Here is a 15,535-nt window from a genome sequence, read left to right on the forward strand (position 1 = left end):
CTCTCTCCGCGTCCGGATCCTGTCCTTCGAACCCGCAAGTATGGCCCGCCCCACGGGTGCAGAAAGCCGGGTTCACCCCTTTTTCTGAAACAGGAGTGACCACAAAAGTGGCCGTAAAGATTCGCCTTAAGCGCTTCGGCAAGATGCGCGCCCCGTACTACCGCATCGTCGTCGCGGACTCACGCACCAAGCGTGACGGCCGTGCCATCGAGGAAATCGGCAAGTACCACCCCACCGAAGAGCCCTCGTACATCGAGGTCAACTCCGAGCGTGCGCAGTACTGGCTCTCCGTCGGCGCCCAGCCGTCCGAGCAGGTTGCCGCGATCCTGAAGATCACCGGTGACTGGCAGAAGTTCAAGGGCCTGCCGGGCCAGGAAGGCACCCTCAAGACCAAGGTCGAGAAGGAAGCCTTCGTTGCCCCGGAGAAGGGCTCGGTCATCATCCCGGAAGCCATCACCAAGAAGGCCTCCAAGTCTGACGCTGCCGAGGCCCCGGCCGACGCCGAAGCTGAGACCACCGAGGCTGAGTAAATTGCTGGCAGAAGCGCTGGAACACCTGGTCCGCGGAATCGTCGATTCCCCGGATGACGTCAAGGTCAGCTCCAAGAACAACCGCCGCGGGGACACTCTCGAGGTGCGCGTTCACCAGGAGGACCTGGGACGGGTGATCGGCCGGCAGGGCCGCACGGCCCGCGCATTGCGCACCGTGGTGGCAGCACTGGCCGGAGGCGAACCGGTGAGAGTCGACGTCGTCGATACCGACCGCCGCCGCTGAGCGCTCGGCAACATTCAGCTTTGCTCCGGCCCCTTCACCGTCAGGTGGAGGGGCCGGAGTGCTTTGATCAACACACTGCTTTTCACCAGAACCACCACAATCGGGAACAGAGGAACAGATGCAGCTTCAGGTGGCACGGATTGGCAAGCCGCACGGTATTCGCGGGGAAGTCACCGTCCAGGTGCTGACCGACGCACCGCAGGACCGGTTTGTTCCGGGAACGGAATTCGTCGTTGAACCTGCCGCTTCGGGTCCCCTGACCGTGTCCAGTGCGCGGTGGAACAAGGACATCCTGCTGCTCGGCTTCGAGGAAGTGGCGGACCGCAACCAGGCCGAAACCCTCCGCGGCGCCAAGCTGTTCATTGACACAGAAGAATTGGACGTGGACGACGACGAGGGATGGTACGAGCATGAGCTTGTCGGCCTCGAGGCCCGTGTAGGGGCGCAGGTGGTGGGCAAGGTGACGGCATTGAACACCATGCCCGTGCAGGATCTGCTCATGGTCACCACCCCGGACGGCAAGGAAATCCTCATCCCGTTCGTGGAGCAGATTGTGCCCGAGGTGAATATCGAGGAAGGTTTCATCCTCCTCACCCCGCCGGACGGCCTCTTCGAACTTAACTCCGACGAAGCCGCCGCCCCTGAACCGGAAGGCACGGACTAGATGCGGATCGACGTCGTCAGCATCTTTCCTGAATACCTCGCCCCGCTCGAACTCTCGCTGATCGGCAAGGCCCGCCAGGACGGAATCCTGGACCTGCACGTCCATGACCTCCGCAGCTTCACCACCGACAAGCACCGGTCCGTCGATGACAGCCCGTATGGCGGCGGAGCCGGCATGGTCATGAAGCCTGAGCCCTGGGCGCAGGCCCTCTCCGCAGTGGCCGGGGGGCGTCCGGATCCGGAACGCAAGCCGGTCCTGATCGTTCCATCGCCGGCGGGCGAACGGTTCACTCAGGCCCTCGCCTACGAACTTGCTGAGGAACAGCATCTGGCGTTTGCCTGCGGGCGGTATGAGGGCATTGATGAACGGGTCATCGAATGGGCGCAGGAGCATTTCACGGTCCGGCCGGTCAGCCTGGGCGACTATGTGCTGAACGGCGGCGAAGTGGCCGTCCTGGCCATGGTGGAAGCCATCGGCCGCCTGCTGCCCGGGGTGGTGGGCAACCCGGAGTCCCTGGTGGAGGAATCCCACTCCGACGGGCTCCTGGAGTATCCGGTCTACACCAAGCCCTCCGTTTGGCGCGACCGGGAGGTGCCGCCGGTGCTCCTGAGCGGCAACCATGGCAGGATCGCCCAGTGGCGGCGTCACGAGCAATACCGCCGGACAGCAGAGCGGCGGCCGGACCTCCTGGAAGGGTTCGACGCCGGCAGCCTCCCACGTGCCGACCGCACGGAATTGCATAACCTGGGGTACGACATTGTGGACGGCAGGCTGGCCCGCCGGCCGCAGCCGGCGGCCGGGCAGCAGGATTAGTGCCCGGCGAATTGGCGTAACCCTGCCACTGTGGCAAAATTAACCCTTGTGTCTGCTGGGTCCGCACCTGCCACAGGGGGTAGCGCGGCCAACAGCCGGACAACCGGCCCCATCAAGCCTTGAAGCGGCCGGACCATTTTACTTTCGGCGGGGAGACCCGGCATGCCTTGCGGCAGCCGGACTTGCCAGCCGTGACCCAAAGTGAATGACCTGTGGCGTTCACCAGGAGTGCAATCATGCATATTCTCGACTCCGTCGATGCAGCCTCGCTGCGCAACGATGTTCCCGAATTCCGCGCCGGCGACACGCTCAAGGTGCACGTGAACATCATCGAAGGCAAGAACACGCGTGTCCAGGTCTTCCAGGGCTTTGTCCTGGGCCGCCAGGGCGACGGCGTGCGCGAAACCTTCACGGTCCGCAAGGTCTCCTTCGGTGTCGGCGTGGAGCGTACCTTCCCGGTGCACTCTCCGATCATCGAAAAGATCGAGGTTGTCACCAAGGGTGATGTCCGCCGCGCCAAGCTGTACTACATGCGTGCACTGCGCGGCAAGGCTGCCAAGATCAAGGAAAAGCGCGACTTCAGCTCCGCCAAGTAAGTCCTTCCCGGATTTACCGCCAGGCCGGAGCGCGGCCGTAGCCGGCACGCGCCGGAGCAATGCCCCAGCGCCAGGATACGGACCATGCACCAGACAAAACGCCAGCCCCGCAAAACGGGCTGGCGTTTTGTTTTACTGGCAGTGGTCCTCGCCGTGGCCATCAGCGGGGTGGTCCGGTCCCTGTGGCTTGACGTCTACTTCATTCCATCGGAGTCCATGGAGCCGCTTCTCGAAGGCGGGGACCGGATCCTGGTGTCACGCACGGACTTCCAGTCCGAACCCATCCGGCACGGGGACGTTGTTGTTTTCGACGGGCGGGGCAGCTTTGCGCCGCTGAACAGCGGCAAGGGTCCGGTGGTGGATGGGGCAGCCGCAGCCATGCAGTGGCTTGGCCTCACCGGCAGTGACACCACCTACGTCAAACGGGTCATCGGCCTCCCCGGCGATACCGTGGTCTGTTGCGACGCCGGTGGCAAGGTTACCGTCAACGGCGAACCCTTGGACGAGCCCTACATCTTCCCCGGGGATGCACCCAGCACTCAGAAGTTCAGCACGCTGGTTCCGGAGGGGAGGCTGTGGCTGATGGGGGACCACCGCTCCGTGTCCGCGGATTCGCGCAGCCTGCTGGGCGCCCCCGGCGGCGGGCTGGTTCCGCTGGACCGGGTGATTGGCGGGCCGGTCCAGATCCTTTGGCCGCTTGATAGATTTGCTCCAGTATCACGGCCGCCCGCATCGGGGCCGACAAAACAGAACGGACGGTAAATGCCCGAGAACCACGCGCGGAAACCTGAACCGCGCCACGACGGCGCATCAGAGACGCCCGCCGTTCCAGCTTCCTCGGTGCCCGGCGGGTCCCCGGAACCTGCACACGTCCATCGGCGGGACAGGGCGGCGTCCAAGGAGGCCGGCAAGTCCAGCGGCAATCCCTTGCTGGGCTGGCTGAGGGAAATCGCCACAGTGGTGGTCATTGCCGTGGTGCTGTCCTTCCTGATCAAGACTTTCCTGTTCCGGGCTTTCTTCATCCCGTCGGAGTCCATGGTGAACACCCTGGACGTGGATGACCGGATCTTCGTCAACCTCCTGGTTCCGGAGCCCTTTGCGCTCAGCCGCGGGGACATTGTGGTGTTCCGCGACACCAAGGGCTGGCTGCCGCCGGCCCCGGCCAAGGAGCAGGGTCCCTTCACCTGGGTCCAGGACGGCCTGACCTTTGTTGGCCTCCTGCCGGATAATTCGGAGCAGCACCTGGTCAAGCGTGTCATCGGGCTCCCTGGTGACCACGTGGTCTGCTGTGACGCCGGCGGTAAACTGACCATTAACGGGACCGCCATCGACGAGAAGTACATCAATCCCGCGGAAGTCCCGCAGATCCGCAACTTTGACGTCACCGTACCGGAAGGCAAGGTGTGGGTGATGGGTGACAACCGGAACCATTCCGCCGATTCCCGTGCCCACATGGAGACTGACGGGGGATTCATCGACCTCAAGGACCTCGAAGGCAAGGCTGCGGTCATCGCCTGGCCGCTGAACAGGATCAAGACGCTGGACAACTACCCGGACGTGTTCCGTGCCGCCCCGGGGGCCCGCTGACCGTGCCTTCAGCAGTACAGGCTTCGGCAGCAGCGAAGGCATCCCCCGCGGTGAAGGGACGTTCCGGGTCAAAACCGGCAGTACGCGGCGGTAAGGCCCCCACGCTTCGGCACGAACGGACCTTCAAGGCCCAGGGGATACGGCTACTGGCCGGGGTTGACGAGGTTGGCCGTGGTGCCCTCGCCGGTCCCGTCAGCGTAGGAATCGCGGTCGTCGACCTGGAACGCCAAAAGCCGCTTGCCGGCGTGCGGGACAGCAAACTCCTCAGCCCGGCGGAACGGGAACGGCTGGATCCCCTCGTGCGGCGCTGGAGTGTCGCTTCAGCTGTGGGGCACGCCTCCGCCGGCGAGATTGATTCCCTCGGCATCATCGCCGCCCTTCGGCTCGCGGGAACCCGGGCCTGGGGCAGCATCCTCGCTGCCGGCGTCATTCCGGACGCTGTGCTGTTGGACGGAAGCCACAACTGGCTTTCCCCCGCGGAGCAGCTGTCCCTGTTCGACCAGCCCGTTCTTGAGGCTTCCTGTGACGCGCCCGTCCACACCAAGGTCAAGGCTGACATGCAGTGCCTCAGCGTCGCGGCCGCGAGCGTCATTGCCAAGGTGGAACGCGACCGTATGATGCGGGAGCTGCACTGCGAATTTCCCGATTACGGCTGGGACCTCAACAAGGGATACGCCACGGCAGCGCACCGGGACGTCCTCCGTGCCGCTGGCCCCACTCCCTACCACCGGGTCAGCTGGCGGCTGCTCGGCGGGGAACTGCAGGACCTCGAGGTGCCCGACGGCGAAGAGCCCTGCGAAGACTGACTCCGCGGCCCGGCGTCAGCCATGCCGGACATGGTGCAAGATGGAAGCATGAGTGCTGAGGATCTTGAGAACTATGAAACCGACATGGAGCTTCAGCTCTACCGTGAATACCGCGACGTCGTCGGCCTCTTCAGCTACGTTGTCGAGACCGAGCGGCGCTTTTACCTTGCCAACCATGTGGACCTCCAGGCCCGCAGCGCCGATGGTGAGGTCTATTTCGACCTGACCCTCCAGGACGCCTGGGTATGGGATGTCTACCGCTCGGCACGGTTCGTCAAAAGCGTCAGGGTCCTGACCTTCAAGGACGTGAACGTGGAGGAACTGCCCCGCAACGAGGAACTGGCCCTGCCCAAGGACGTCGACCTGGGCAACTAGGACCCTCCGGGAACCCTCACTTCCCCTCCACACCGGCCCCTGTCCACATACGGCAGGGGCCTCCTGCCGTCCGCAGCCATCCGCCGCCAGGCTTGTTGCGGAGGTAGAAATGAAATCCAAAGACCTGTTGGGCCGGCGGGGCGAAGACCTTGCCGTGGGCTATCTTGAAGCACTGGGCATGCTGGTGGTGGAGCGCAACTGGAGGTGCGCAGAGGGCGAGATCGACATCGTTGCCCTCGACGGTGACGCCCTGGTCATCGCCGAAGTCAAAACCCGCCGCTCGCTGGACTACGGCCACCCCTTTGAAGCTGTAGGCCCGGAAAAGCTGGCCCGGCTGCACCGTCTCGGTGCTGCCTGGTGCCGGGACCGCGAGCTGCGGATGCCCCTTCGCCGCGTTGACGTTGTCGCCGTCGTGGACGACGGCGTCGGGGAACCCGCGGTCGAACACCTCAAGGGGGTGGGGTGATGGCACTCGGGCGGACCTACTCCATTGCCCTCGTTGGGCTTAACGGCTACATGGTGGAGGTCGAGGCGGACATCGGCCAGACTCTTCCGGCCTTTGTCATTCTTGGGCTGCCGGACGCATCCCTGAATGAGGCCCGGGAGCGCATCCGGTCAGCCGCGAAGAACTCGGGGATTCCGCTCAGCCGCAGGAAGATCACGGCCAACCTCATTCCTGCTTCGCTGCCCAAGCGCGGCTCGGGCTTCGATCTCGCCGTCACCATGGCCGTGCTACGGGCAGCGAACGACATCAAGCCCACCGGGCGCACAGTCTTTATCGCTGAACTGGGACTCGACGGGAGGCTGCGGCCGGTGCGGGGCATCCTGCCGGCGGTCATGGCGGCCGTCCAGGCGGGCTATCCGGAGATCGTGGTGGCGCAGGCCAACCTTGCCGAGGCCTCCCTGGTCCCGGGCGCGGAGGTGCGAGGCTACCGTACGCTGGCCCGGCTCGCCCTCGACTTTGGGGCCGATCCGCAGGAGCTCGCCCTGGACTTCGAACCTGAGGAGGCCGACGATGCCGGTGAAGGCGCTGCCCTGCCCGGACCGTGTCCGGATATGGCAGATGTCTCCGGGCAGGGGGAAGCGCGCCGGGCGTTGGAAGTGGCAGCTGCCGGCGCCCATCATCTGCTCCTTACCGGTCCGCCGGGTGCCGGCAAGACCATGCTGGCGGAGCGGCTCCCCGGCCTCCTGCCGGACCTTGGCGACCACGAGTCCATGGAAGTCACGGCCATCCACTCGCTGTGCGGCCTGCCCGCATCCTCAGTGCAGCTCCTGCGCCGGCCGCCGTTCGAGAACCCGCACCACTCAGCCACTGCTGCAGCCATTATCGGCGGCGGGACTGGGCTGCCCCGGCCTGGCGCGGCATCACGTGCCCACCGGGGGGTGCTGTTCCTTGATGAGGCGTCAAATTTAGGACATACCACGGTATCGGTCAAGGCTTGAGAGAGGTTGTTGCTGCCATTAGATAGCGTTGGACCCATGCGCGCCATCGATCTTGAAGCCAGAGTCATTTCCGCCGTGGATCGGATTCGCGCTGGCCAGTCGGCAGAGCATGACTTTATCGAATGCAAGCGCGATTGGCCCCAGGACAGCAAGGCCCGCCAGTTGGCTGGAAGTCTTAACCGGGCTGGTGGTGATCCCGTCGTCTACATCATCGGGATAGACGAGAAGACCGGAGACGTGCATGACATTTCGGGAATAGACGTCCTCGATTGGTGGGGGCAAATTACTCCCAAGTTTGATCAGATGCCGCCTGAGATGATTCGGCACATATCGGTGCCGGTGGGGGAGGGCGGCGAGCACGTTATTGCGGTTGCCTTTGCCTCCGATCGAGCGCCTTACGTCGTAAAGACAGGCAGCGCAAACCCGAGCCTTGAAGTTCCAATGCGTGAAGGCACCGGGACCAGGACCGCCCGACGTGATGAGCTGCTTCGACTGCTGATTCCGGCTGTAAAAGTACCGCCAGTCGTTGTTCTTAATGCGATGCTTGACGCGACTTACTACCCTGCGACGGAGACAGATGCCGGGCAAGGACGCACGCATATCATGCCCGAAGGCATAGAGTGCCGGGGTACCGTTAAACTTTATTTTGAACACAGCGGCCGGGAACTAGTGACATTGCCTGCGCATGGAATGAGCGGCACGGCCACTATCAGTCAAAAGAATTACCCTATCCAGTTGGTTCTGGACGTCGATCACTCGGACGATCAGGGGTTGCGGTCGCAAATTGGGGTGGTCCGAACACGAGAAGCGATTGTCATCAACGGTCCTGGCGCTGCAACTATTCATATGAAACTGGAGGGTGTACTGCCCCGAGCGAGAAAGTTACTAGCTGCCACATCCACTGTTTCCGTAGAGATCGAGCTGGAGGTACTGGATGCTATGAAGCCTCTCCGTGTGAGCGCTCGGCTTCGAAAGCGGCGGCTTGAACCTTTTGACGTCACTGATCCGGACATAGTCGGGTCCTGGTCCTTCAAGCACCCCAATCTTCCCGACCTATGACGGACAGTAGCGGCGGTGATGCAACTATCGAAGCCTGGGGAAGTGAGCCGCTCTGCTCCCTTCATCCTGAAACTGGCTTTTCTCTGAATCCTGGCACCCTGGATGAACTGCGTTGGTACAGATACTTGAGTCCTGACGATCCCGATGAAGAAACCTTGCTACAGTCCAGAAATGACGACTGACCTCACCGCAGCAGCTCTAAGGCTTACTGAAGTGTGCCGTTCCCTCTTCGGCGATGAGGCGCGGTGGATAACTGCAGACGGTTATCCGGATAGCTTGGCGCTTTCAATAATCGATTCCATCTACTCCACGGGGTCGAAATATCAGTCCGTCATCAACGTGGTGAACGAGTATCGGGCCTATAGGAAAGCCCAGGGTGGAGACGCCGATCGAGACGGCACGAGCGAACTGCTACAGACCTTCAAAGAGGCTGGTGGTAGTGCGGGCTGGGCAGAACTGGTCAATAACAGGAAACCGGCGCACACCAAGAAGAACGCTCCACTAAAGGCTGAAGTTATCCGGCGCGCGGCCGAGCGTCTGCAGGCCGAGGACCTCGGGATCACCACCCAGGACGAGCTTCGTGCAGCATATGCCGATAAAGAGAAACGTAAGAAGCTGAAGGAAGCCTGGCTGCATCTGCCCAGCCAGAGGTCCGGAGTCACCTACAACTACCTCCTGATCCTGGCAGGCTTCCAATCGGTGAAGCCGGACCGGATGGTGATTCAGTTCGTGGCAGAACACGCGGGGCTCGACGGGGAGAGGCTGACCCCTATGGAGACGGCCGATTTGATCCAGCAGGTCGCGGAGCTATACCCGACTCAGCCCCGACGGCTTGACCACGTCATTTGGCGGTATGTTTCTGGTCGCGAGATCTTCCGGGAAGAGGAAGTAACTTCTATCGAAACGGCGTCTGAGCACGAAGCTTAGAGATGCTAATGGTGTAGCTTCAGTCCATGACCAGTGCACCGACCGATGGCCGTCCGCTCCCACCTGAATTTCACGCGTTCATTTCACACACGGGTGAGGACTTTGAGATGGCAGCGGCTATCACAGATGCACTAACTGCACATCACGGTTGGAACGTTTGGCTTGACCGGGAACAGCTATTGGCTGGCCCCTCACTGCGTGTACAGATTGACCAAGGACTGGGGCGTTCTAGCTTTGGAGTAGTGCTACTTAGCAAGCTGTACTTCGAAAAGTACTGGACGGCATCTGAACTCGATGCCATCTTCAGCCTCGAATCAGGTGGAAGGACGAATTTAATCCCAGTGTTGCTGGATATGGAGCACTCGGAGCTGATGGACTATTCGCCCATCCTGTCTTCACGCTTCTCAGTCTCAGGCATACAAGATCCGGAGGAGATAGCACAAAAGATTTCGGACTCTATGGAGCACCACATGGCCAATAACGGCTATTGGTCAGGAATGCTCCGTCGAGCTGCGCGAGTGGGACTTCTCTGGGCTAAGCCGCCGGAGTTCTTCCCGGACTCGCTGCAGCTGGTAGATCGCTATTTCGTTGAGTTCTGGGCAGGCCGCGACGCGCCTTTACCGGAGGAAGTGAAGGGCGACCTGCAGACTCCGTCGTTGCCTGATTTGTTCGAAGCCGCCAGCTTGTATGAAGGCAAGATGGTGGCCATCGTGGGCCACCAAGGAGGCCAGCAGGTCCTCAGATCGCATGCCCGGGGGCTTCACGAGTACGTACTCCGAATAGCCTCAATTAGTGAACATCACCGGAATTGCATAGCCTATGTACGGCTTGCAGAGGTCGCGCCTGGAACACCACCGGATATTCCCATGCCAAAAGACGGTGAGTTAGCCATCGTAATAGGAACGGTAATTGCCAGAGGTGCGATGACTGTTGAAACCGGTGAAGTGTACTCAGCCGTGTATTTGGCTGGCGCTAGGGTTCACTATTTGCCCAAGCTTTCGTAAGTTGCGGCTTAGTTAGTTCCTAGAAGGGTGACTATAAGCGAAAGTGCGGACTTACTTGCTACCTTAGTTGAAACGCCACTCTGTTTCGTTGACGTCTTCAAGTAATTCCGTAAGTTAAAACATTCCATATGTGCATCTATTTTATCATTTTTGGTGTTGACTTTGAATAGCTTTCCCTCATAATACCCGGCAGAAGTGATCGCAATTCCGTGATTGCTCGTACCGGATAGAAGTAGGTGAAAGATCATGGGCTTCGTATCGAAGCGCACGAGCGACATCAGCGGGCAGATCATTGACGACGATCAGGTGATCACCGTCATTGTTCGCTCTCTGGATAAGAAGTTCGATGCAACCGGCGAGGAGCTCGCTGGCTTGAAGCGGCTGACTAACGTCATCGAGGTCGAGCTGCAGCACCCGGACGGCCGCGAGGAAGAAATCATCGTCAACCGGTCGGAGTTCGACAAGATCGTGACCGAGGATGTGCTGCACCGCGCAGACACCGTTCGCGGTCGGCGAACCGGATTCAAGCCGGCACGGAATGGCGACTAATCAAGGAAGGTCGTGATCCAACATCTCAGTGAGAAATCACTGCTTTCAACGGCCCGTCGTCTCAGATTTGAGTTTTACTCTCTGAGGCGGCGGGTCTTTAAGATTGCATTGAAAAAGCCGCTACGTTTTGTAGCGGCTCTTCCACGATCTATGCAGGAACGACTCGGACACAAGCAACCATCGCGTTCCTTTCAGCGTGCAGCAGCACCGAAGTGTAGGCCTGCTGCCAGTCGTCAAAGACGCGCTCGTGCTCTCGCCAGAGGTTGTCCTCTAACCGCAAGGCATGCACCTTGAAGTGCACGGCTTCTAGCAACAGCCGGACGTACCAGTGAGGTACGGCCTCAAAGCCGCCAGAGTCGTTCTGAGCACCTAGGAGCACTACGTCTCCCTGGACTACTTGCCGGCCTCTTGTGAAGGTCGCGTGGGCCCATCTGAGCAATGTTCCACGCCGGTTGGTGTCCAGATCAAGGTACGGTGCGCTCTCCAGCTGAATGAGCGAGGCATCAGGCCTCTGGATGGCGAAGCGTTCTACCGCTCCACCTATGTCCTTTTCAAGGTCCGTAAACTCACGAACCTCAAGCGGCTTGTCGTTGTCTACCGGGATGAAGATCCCTTTAGGCAACTTCGTCACCCGCTGGAACCACTCGGGTCCGTTGAACCGCCGTCCAGCTCTGTGCCTTCAGTAGTGCGTAGTTCGCCGCCTCAAAGTAGTCCTCGAAGCGGCGCAGGTTGCCGTTGAACTTATTGGGATCGTCGTAGGTCTGGAACTCCGCCTTGTAGGACTTGGTTTCAAACAGCAGATCGACGACCTCCTTTGGTGCGTCCGTGGTGTTGCCCTGGCCGTCGGGGTAACCGACGATCAGTGCGTCACCAACGATTGCATCTCGGCCTCTGATGCTCGGGAACAGCAGCCAGAAGAGCAGTGTGGCCCTCCGGTTGATGTTGATCCTCATGAGCTTGCCTTCTTCGTTTACTACGAGTGAGGCTTGCAGCGGTGTGAGGTCAACGATCTCGATGTAACCGCCGACTGCTGCCTGCATACCTGCCAGGCCTTCTATAGCGACCTTGCACAGCGGGCGATCTTCATCAACTGGAATCTGAACGGCATGGATCACGGTAGATCACTTCCTTAGATCGTGGGTGTTCAGCGCAGCCGGTCGGCTACGCAATTACCTCCGCGATAAAGGACGTTTTCATTTATACAGAAAAATGCGATAATAGCAATACAAACAAATAACCCCGAGTTGCGGTCGGGGCTAATGTCCCAAGTATAAGACATTGCCTCCAATCGGGAAAGAGAGGTATATGAATAACACAAATGAACGCGTTGCTTGCCCCACGTGCGGGCACATCAAGCCTGGGCCTCGGCATATTCCCAGAGAGCATATGGAAGGTCTAGTTGATCTTCTTCGGGGTACGTATGCTCGCGTTGATGCAGTTGACGAAGCCGCCGCTAAAAAGCTTTTCTGGCGATACGATGAAGATGGATATGCAAGTCGAACAATTAGAGTTCCTGGAAAGGGAAAGCGACGGAGCTTTCTTCACCGGATGATTGCCGAGCGGATGCTAGGTCGTCCACTTGTGGCGGGAGAAGTCGTAGACCACGTAGACCGAGACAGACTAAACAACAGCAGGAGCAACTTACGCGTCACCACAGCGAGCTTTAATGCTTTGAATCGAGGCGCTAGATTGAAGAGCAGGACTGGCTTCAAGGGCGTCGAAATATCTAAGAGCGGCAAACGGTATCTATCGCACATTCGATACAACGACAAAAACTATCGACTTGGCGGATACTCCACCCCCGAGGAAGCGGCTTGGATGTATGACCAGTGGGCCATTGCCCTTCACGGCGAGTTTGTCAGCACCAACTTTGAGTACGTCTAAAATAGGGGTGAGCCGCCAGTCAGATACTCATCGATCAGCTTGCGCGCCTGGACGAAACCAACTGCAAACTCTGCCTTGTATCCGCGGTCTCTTAGCCGTTGCAGCATGGCCGCTTGCTCTTCGTAGTGCTCGTTCTTACGAAGCGTTCCGTCCTTCTTGTACAGCTCGACACCATCAGCCTTGAGCTCGATAAACAGCCCTGGATACTCTCCGTAAAGCACATGACTCTTCTCGGCTACCTGGAGATCTGGCCACGCCCGACTAGCCTGAAGCTTCTTGTGGAGGATCGCCTGCTGCATGGAGAGCTTGAGGCCGGCTGCGAAGTCCGTACGGAAAAGAACGTGCGGATAACGGATCTTGAGGTACTCGGTGATCTGCTGATGCAGCATCGCCTCTGAGTTGTACTTGATGGGCCTACGCGGTCTCATCACCGTCACTCAGTCCACGTTCCACTGCCAGGATGCCCAGGACGCGCTTGATGTCCTCTACGCGCCGCTCAGCGCGCTCCAGCTCTTCCCAGAGCCAGTCCGGGTTACGGACACGTTCTAGCTTCGGCTGCGGCAGGTAGATGATCTCAGCATCACTCATGGACGCCTTGCTCCCGCAGCTTCATGTTGAGGCTGATGATCGTATTGATCGTGTGGTTGTATTCGGCGTTGGCCGTGCACAGGGCGACAGAAATCTCCCCGAGGTAGGCTGCGGCGATCTGTCGCTGCCGGTGGATCTCTTCTAGGTTCTCTGTCTCGGTAAAAATCGGTCGGAGTAATTCACTCATGTGTGTTTCTCTATTTAGTTGTTGATGACCAAGTTCCTCCGACGACGTAGTTCAACAACGACACGTCATCGGGGGGACTCGGTAGCTCATATCCGTGGGGTTTCATCTCATGTGAGATGGCAAGAGGGTTTCTATGCCGCCACCGGTAGCCTCTGGGCGCTAGATATGAGCTGGGTCTGAATGGACGAGACGGAGGGTAGAGAGGCCTCATCCATCCATCACGCTGCGCAAGGCTTGTACCTGTCTCTCAGCAGGCGCAAGGGGTCTTGTGGGGCGAGATGGGCCAAGGAGTATAGGGGTTGCCTATGCATGGGATACATAACGGACGTGCCAGGGGTGGTCACTGGCAACGGGCAACTGCCTTACGGTCTGGCGTTCGCGAGGACGAACAGGAACGCTAGAAGCTCTTTGAGCCGCTGTGTTTCCTGCCGGTGCTTGGCCCTGATACGGGCTTCTACCTGCTGGAAGAACGGCTCATCTTTTTCATGGGTTTCAAAGTACAAATTCGTAGCGGATAACTTACTCATATTGTCTGGGTCTTATTATGTCCTTTCAATCTGTTCCGTCAAGAGCTTTTAGGTAGAGATAGACGCCTTCATCGTCAACACTGAATGTCTTGATGTCGCTGTACCTCACGCTTGCAGTGCCGTCGAGCTGAATGGCGCTGCCATCCGGTGCGATGGCGTAGAGGGCTGGTGCTGCCTTGATTGCCTCCAAGATCGGCTCGGCCTCGTTGTGCTCGCCGTGGCTGCGGAAGAGGATGTGCTCCTGCGGTACGGGCTGTTCTTGGTTGATTGGTAGGTGTTCGTTCATGTCTATGCTTCCTCCGTTTCTTTTGCTTGGGTGTCGCGTGTTTTCAAAGTGGCCAGTACATCCTGTACGCGTGGTTCTATAAATCGCGACTTTGGCGTCCACCGTGGGTCGTCAGGGAATGGCTTGTTGATGTAATAGTCGATAGCGAACAATCCAGCCATCAACTCCCCAAACGGCTTCCGTACCTTCTTACGCTCATCTATCCTGGCTTGATTGCATTGCTGGCTGATGAGGGCGGCCAATTCTTCTTTGATTCCTTCAAGCTCCTCTGTTTGGTACAAATCGCCATAGGCCACCAGATCGCCTTTACGCTCGAAAATATCGTCAAGCTTGTCCTCTATCTCTGAATCTTGCGCGGAGACGAGTTTCTTCCTTGGCGCCTCTATGAAAGACGCTGGGGCGGTCGGTGTGATGTTTCCGTGCTTTGTAAGCCACGGTCCGCTCTTATCTGTATCACTCATGAAGCAGCCCCGTGGCGTTTGTCGTACCAGGCTAAAAAATCAGCATCGGTGTTTTCTTCATAGTTATCAAACGTTGGCTCATCTGAATCAAACCACCAACCGGCTTTCCATTGCTCTAGCGCAAGTTCACGCTTGCTTAGGTTCTCCATACCGTCGAACTGCGGATAGCGGCGACAGTGAACGTCCAGCCAGCTTTCATACTGCAAATCACCAGTATATTTCCGCGCATTGCGAACGCTTGTGTCAAATACTATATTTGCACCTTGGTCTGGATCATCTTTAATGTCTATGTAATATGCCTTCATGCTATTCAACTTCCTTAGGCTCATAGCCTGCTTCTAATATTTGTGTGCTCACGTTCAGTACTCGGCGCAGATCATCCTCTGGCGGTTGCTCACCCTTTAGCCACCCTTGGATGTATCCGCGGCTGACCGTAGCGGTCTGCTCATCCAGCGCGCCAATCTCGTTCAGCACGACGTAGGCACTGGCTTCTGCGCGGTACTCGAACAGTCCACGGTGTTCCTGGTACAGAGACAGGTTCTCGGGAGTGGTGTCGCCGTGGGTGACGTGACTCGCCTCGTGCACCGTGGTTCTCAGAGGGAACGGTGCAACCGGATTGATCGCGATGGTCTTACCCGTGGCGTATCCTCCGGTATTGCCGTCATAGCTCTCAAAGGGCACACGCTCGATGCCCAGCGTGTCGAGGGCTCTATCTACGTTCCAGCCAGGGGGACAGTAAGGCGGAAGGTCATCGCCGGCTGTCTGGCTCACGGCGAAGAGGGCGCGGACAATCTTGAAACGTTTGATCAGCTTGAACTGCTCGTCGCTGTTGTCGTCTGTCTCTACCTTGACCTGGATAGGTCGGAGGATGGAGTAGGCCTTGCTGCCTTTGATCACATGCCGGCCAAGCTCCTGCCACTTCTTGAATGTTGCTACTGGCTCTGGCGGACAGTTCTGTAGAGCTAGGAAGCCGACGTTCCTGGGGGAGTAGCGGTGGAATCAGGA

At 59.2% G+C, this 15,535-nt stretch carries 25 protein-coding genes and 2 pseudogenes; 18 read left to right on the top strand and 9 right to left on the bottom strand.

The genetic code is table 11. The features are described from left to right. Positions 1–107 precede the first annotated feature (107 nt). From rpsP to QFZ60_RS07625, 15 genes are all read left to right on the top strand, one after another. Positions 108–530, top strand: coding sequence for a 30S ribosomal protein S16 (gene rpsP, locus QFZ60_RS07555; protein ID WP_056335390.1), 423 nt, complete (start codon positions 108–110; stop codon positions 528–530). Between the two features lies 1 nt (position 531). Beyond that, positions 532–774, top strand: a complete 243-nt coding sequence (locus tag QFZ60_RS07560) for an RNA-binding protein (protein ID WP_142116785.1) — start codon at positions 532–534, stop codon at positions 772–774. Between the two features lie 118 nt (positions 775–892). Continuing rightward, positions 893–1,438 carry a ribosome maturation factor RimM gene (gene rimM, locus QFZ60_RS07565; RefSeq protein WP_307089443.1) on the top strand — a complete coding sequence of 182 codons (546 nt, stop codon included), beginning with the start codon at positions 893–895 and terminating at the stop codon, positions 1,436–1,438. Beyond that, complete coding sequence (gene trmD, locus QFZ60_RS07570) at positions 1,439–2,251, top strand: tRNA (guanosine(37)-N1)-methyltransferase TrmD (RefSeq protein WP_307089445.1); 813 nt, start codon at positions 1,439–1,441, stop codon at positions 2,249–2,251. 236 nt (positions 2,252–2,487) lie between these two features. Next, entirely contained in the window at positions 2,488–2,847 is a 360-nt protein-coding gene (gene rplS, locus QFZ60_RS07575) for a 50S ribosomal protein L19 (RefSeq protein WP_018768283.1), read from the top strand. Positions 2,848–2,931: 84 nt separating this feature from the next. Further along, positions 2,932–3,609, top strand: coding sequence for a signal peptidase I (gene lepB / locus QFZ60_RS07580; RefSeq protein WP_307089447.1), 678 nt, complete (start codon positions 2,932–2,934; stop codon positions 3,607–3,609). Beyond that, positions 3,610–4,434: a signal peptidase I gene (gene lepB, locus QFZ60_RS07585; RefSeq protein WP_307089449.1), complete on the top strand. Its 825-nt coding sequence runs from the start codon at positions 3,610–3,612 to the stop codon at positions 4,432–4,434. Between the two features lie 50 nt (positions 4,435–4,484). After that, entirely contained in the window at positions 4,485–5,240 is a 756-nt protein-coding gene (locus QFZ60_RS07590) for a ribonuclease HII (RefSeq protein WP_307093252.1), read from the top strand. A gap of 48 nt (positions 5,241–5,288) precedes the next feature. Next, a complete protein-coding gene (locus tag QFZ60_RS07595; RefSeq protein WP_056335405.1) occupies positions 5,289–5,615 on the top strand; it encodes a DUF2469 domain-containing protein in 327 nt (108 codons plus the stop codon). A 109-nt stretch (positions 5,616–5,724) separates the two neighbouring features. Further along, positions 5,725–6,081, top strand: coding sequence for a YraN family protein (locus QFZ60_RS07600; protein ID WP_307089451.1), 357 nt, complete (start codon positions 5,725–5,727; stop codon positions 6,079–6,081). Beyond that, complete coding sequence (locus QFZ60_RS07605) at positions 6,081–7,058, top strand: YifB family Mg chelatase-like AAA ATPase (RefSeq protein ID WP_307089453.1); 978 nt, start codon at positions 6,081–6,083, stop codon at positions 7,056–7,058. The genes QFZ60_RS07600 and QFZ60_RS07605 overlap by 1 nt, the downstream gene beginning before the upstream one ends. Before the next feature lie 36 nt (positions 7,059–7,094). After that, positions 7,095–8,117 (top strand): hypothetical protein, encoded by a 1,023-nt coding sequence (locus tag QFZ60_RS07610; RefSeq protein WP_307089455.1) that lies wholly within the window; start codon positions 7,095–7,097, stop codon positions 8,115–8,117. A 171-nt stretch (positions 8,118–8,288) separates the two neighbouring features. Further along, entirely contained in the window at positions 8,289–9,044 is a 756-nt protein-coding gene (locus QFZ60_RS07615; RefSeq protein WP_307089457.1) for a hypothetical protein, read from the top strand. Positions 9,045–9,070: 26 nt separating this feature from the next. Further along, positions 9,071–10,048 (top strand): toll/interleukin-1 receptor domain-containing protein, encoded by a 978-nt coding sequence (locus QFZ60_RS07620; protein ID WP_307089459.1) that lies wholly within the window; start codon positions 9,071–9,073, stop codon positions 10,046–10,048. Positions 10,049–10,294: 246 nt separating this feature from the next. Then, the gene (locus QFZ60_RS07625; RefSeq protein ID WP_307089461.1) at positions 10,295–10,597 is read left to right on the top strand and encodes a hypothetical protein; all 303 of its coding nucleotides are present in this window, start codon (positions 10,295–10,297) and stop codon (positions 10,595–10,597) included. Between the two features lie 148 nt (positions 10,598–10,745). On the opposite strand, the gene QFZ60_RS07630 is transcribed toward QFZ60_RS07625, so the two are convergent. Both QFZ60_RS07630 and QFZ60_RS07635 read right to left on the bottom strand, forming a co-directional pair. Beyond that, positions 10,746–11,228: a hypothetical protein gene (locus QFZ60_RS07630; RefSeq protein WP_307089463.1), complete on the bottom strand. Its 483-nt coding sequence runs from the start codon at positions 11,226–11,228 to the stop codon at positions 10,746–10,748. Then, complete coding sequence (locus tag QFZ60_RS07635) at positions 11,212–11,712, bottom strand: DUF3846 domain-containing protein (protein ID WP_307089465.1); 501 nt, start codon at positions 11,710–11,712, stop codon at positions 11,212–11,214. Before QFZ60_RS07635 ends, QFZ60_RS07630 begins: the two co-directional genes overlap by 17 nt. 284 nt (positions 11,713–11,996) lie before the next feature. Here QFZ60_RS07635 and QFZ60_RS07640 point away from each other — a divergent pair, with 284 nt between their 5' ends. The 3 genes and pseudogenes from QFZ60_RS07640 to QFZ60_RS07645 all read left to right on the top strand — a co-directional run bounded on the left by QFZ60_RS07640 (position 11,997) and on the right by QFZ60_RS07645 (position 12,481). Continuing rightward, positions 11,997–12,149 (top strand): hypothetical protein, encoded by a 153-nt coding sequence (locus QFZ60_RS07640; RefSeq protein WP_307089467.1) that lies wholly within the window; start codon positions 11,997–11,999, stop codon positions 12,147–12,149. An 11-nt stretch (positions 12,150–12,160) separates the two neighbouring features. Continuing rightward, a pseudogene (locus QFZ60_RS21645) lies at positions 12,161–12,208 on the top strand (hypothetical protein); the annotation flags it as partial. 78 nt (positions 12,209–12,286) lie between these two features. Next, positions 12,287–12,481: an AP2 domain-containing protein gene (locus tag QFZ60_RS07645; protein ID WP_307089468.1), complete on the top strand. Its 195-nt coding sequence runs from the start codon at positions 12,287–12,289 to the stop codon at positions 12,479–12,481. On the opposite strand, the gene QFZ60_RS07650 is transcribed toward QFZ60_RS07645, so the two are convergent. From QFZ60_RS07650 to QFZ60_RS07680, 7 genes and pseudogenes are all read right to left on the bottom strand, one after another. Further along, positions 12,478–12,870 carry a hypothetical protein gene (locus QFZ60_RS07650; RefSeq protein ID WP_307089469.1) on the bottom strand — a complete coding sequence of 131 codons (393 nt, stop codon included), beginning with the start codon at positions 12,868–12,870 and terminating at the stop codon, positions 12,478–12,480. The genes QFZ60_RS07645 and QFZ60_RS07650 overlap by 4 nt on opposite strands. A gap of 25 nt (positions 12,871–12,895) precedes the next feature. Next, on the bottom strand, positions 12,896–13,069 hold the full coding sequence (locus QFZ60_RS07655) for a hypothetical protein (protein WP_307089471.1): 174 nt from the start codon (positions 13,067–13,069) through the stop codon (positions 12,896–12,898). Continuing rightward, the gene (locus QFZ60_RS07660; protein ID WP_307089473.1) at positions 13,062–13,256 is read right to left on the bottom strand and encodes a hypothetical protein; all 195 of its coding nucleotides are present in this window, start codon (positions 13,254–13,256) and stop codon (positions 13,062–13,064) included. Before QFZ60_RS07660 ends, QFZ60_RS07655 begins: the two co-directional genes overlap by 8 nt. 552 nt (positions 13,257–13,808) lie before the next feature. Continuing rightward, positions 13,809–14,069, bottom strand: coding sequence for a hypothetical protein (locus QFZ60_RS07665; protein ID WP_307089475.1), 261 nt, complete (start codon positions 14,067–14,069; stop codon positions 13,809–13,811). A gap of 2 nt (positions 14,070–14,071) precedes the next feature. Beyond that, complete coding sequence (locus QFZ60_RS07670; RefSeq protein WP_307089477.1) at positions 14,072–14,530, bottom strand: hypothetical protein; 459 nt, start codon at positions 14,528–14,530, stop codon at positions 14,072–14,074. Next, on the bottom strand, positions 14,527–14,835 hold the full coding sequence (locus tag QFZ60_RS07675; RefSeq protein ID WP_307089479.1) for a hypothetical protein: 309 nt from the start codon (positions 14,833–14,835) through the stop codon (positions 14,527–14,529). The genes QFZ60_RS07670 and QFZ60_RS07675 overlap by 4 nt, the downstream gene beginning before the upstream one ends. A 1-nt stretch (position 14,836) precedes the next feature. Further along, a pseudogene (locus QFZ60_RS07680) lies at positions 14,837–15,514 on the bottom strand (ArdC-like ssDNA-binding domain-containing protein); the annotation flags it as partial. Positions 15,515–15,535: the final 21 nt, after the last annotated feature.

It is taken from the genome of Arthrobacter sp. B2I5 (assembly GCF_030816735.1).
In the GTDB taxonomy this organism is placed as follows: domain Bacteria; phylum Actinomycetota; class Actinomycetes; order Actinomycetales; family Micrococcaceae; genus Arthrobacter.

Excerpts from the sequence above, each read along its gene's own strand:
- QFZ60_RS07595 (WP_056335405.1), top strand. The coding sequence starts at position 5,289 with ATGAGTGCTGAGGATCTTGAGAACTATGAAACCGACATGGAGCTTCAG.
- QFZ60_RS07665 (WP_307089475.1), bottom strand. The coding sequence starts at position 14,069 with ATGAACGAACACCTACCAATCAACCAAGAACAGCCCGTACCGCAGGAG.
- rimM (WP_307089443.1), top strand. The coding sequence starts at position 893 with ATGCAGCTTCAGGTGGCACGGATTGGCAAGCCGCACGGTATTCGCGGG.
- trmD (WP_307089445.1), top strand. The coding sequence starts at position 1,439 with ATGCGGATCGACGTCGTCAGCATCTTTCCTGAATACCTCGCCCCGCTC.
- QFZ60_RS07600 (WP_307089451.1), top strand. The coding sequence starts at position 5,725 with ATGAAATCCAAAGACCTGTTGGGCCGGCGGGGCGAAGACCTTGCCGTG.
- QFZ60_RS07615 (WP_307089457.1), top strand. The coding sequence starts at position 8,289 with ATGACGACTGACCTCACCGCAGCAGCTCTAAGGCTTACTGAAGTGTGC.
- QFZ60_RS07650 (WP_307089469.1), bottom strand. The coding sequence starts at position 12,870 with ATGCTGCATCAGCAGATCACCGAGTACCTCAAGATCCGTTATCCGCAC.
- QFZ60_RS07605 (WP_307089453.1), top strand. The coding sequence starts at position 6,081 with ATGGCACTCGGGCGGACCTACTCCATTGCCCTCGTTGGGCTTAACGGC.
- lepB (WP_307089447.1), top strand. The coding sequence starts at position 2,932 with ATGCACCAGACAAAACGCCAGCCCCGCAAAACGGGCTGGCGTTTTGTT.
- QFZ60_RS07670 (WP_307089477.1), bottom strand. The coding sequence starts at position 14,530 with ATGAGTGATACAGATAAGAGCGGACCGTGGCTTACAAAGCACGGAAAC.
- QFZ60_RS07620 (WP_307089459.1), top strand. The coding sequence starts at position 9,071 with ATGACCAGTGCACCGACCGATGGCCGTCCGCTCCCACCTGAATTTCAC.
- rplS (WP_018768283.1), top strand. The coding sequence starts at position 2,488 with ATGCATATTCTCGACTCCGTCGATGCAGCCTCGCTGCGCAACGATGTT.
- QFZ60_RS07660 (WP_307089473.1), bottom strand. The coding sequence starts at position 13,256 with ATGAGTGAATTACTCCGACCGATTTTTACCGAGACAGAGAACCTAGAA.
- lepB (WP_307089449.1), top strand. The coding sequence starts at position 3,610 with ATGCCCGAGAACCACGCGCGGAAACCTGAACCGCGCCACGACGGCGCA.
- QFZ60_RS07625 (WP_307089461.1), top strand. The coding sequence starts at position 10,295 with ATGGGCTTCGTATCGAAGCGCACGAGCGACATCAGCGGGCAGATCATT.
- QFZ60_RS07655 (WP_307089471.1), bottom strand. The coding sequence starts at position 13,069 with ATGAGTGATGCTGAGATCATCTACCTGCCGCAGCCGAAGCTAGAACGT.
- QFZ60_RS07675 (WP_307089479.1), bottom strand. The coding sequence starts at position 14,835 with ATGAAGGCATATTACATAGACATTAAAGATGATCCAGACCAAGGTGCA.
- QFZ60_RS07610 (WP_307089455.1), top strand. The coding sequence starts at position 7,095 with ATGCGCGCCATCGATCTTGAAGCCAGAGTCATTTCCGCCGTGGATCGG.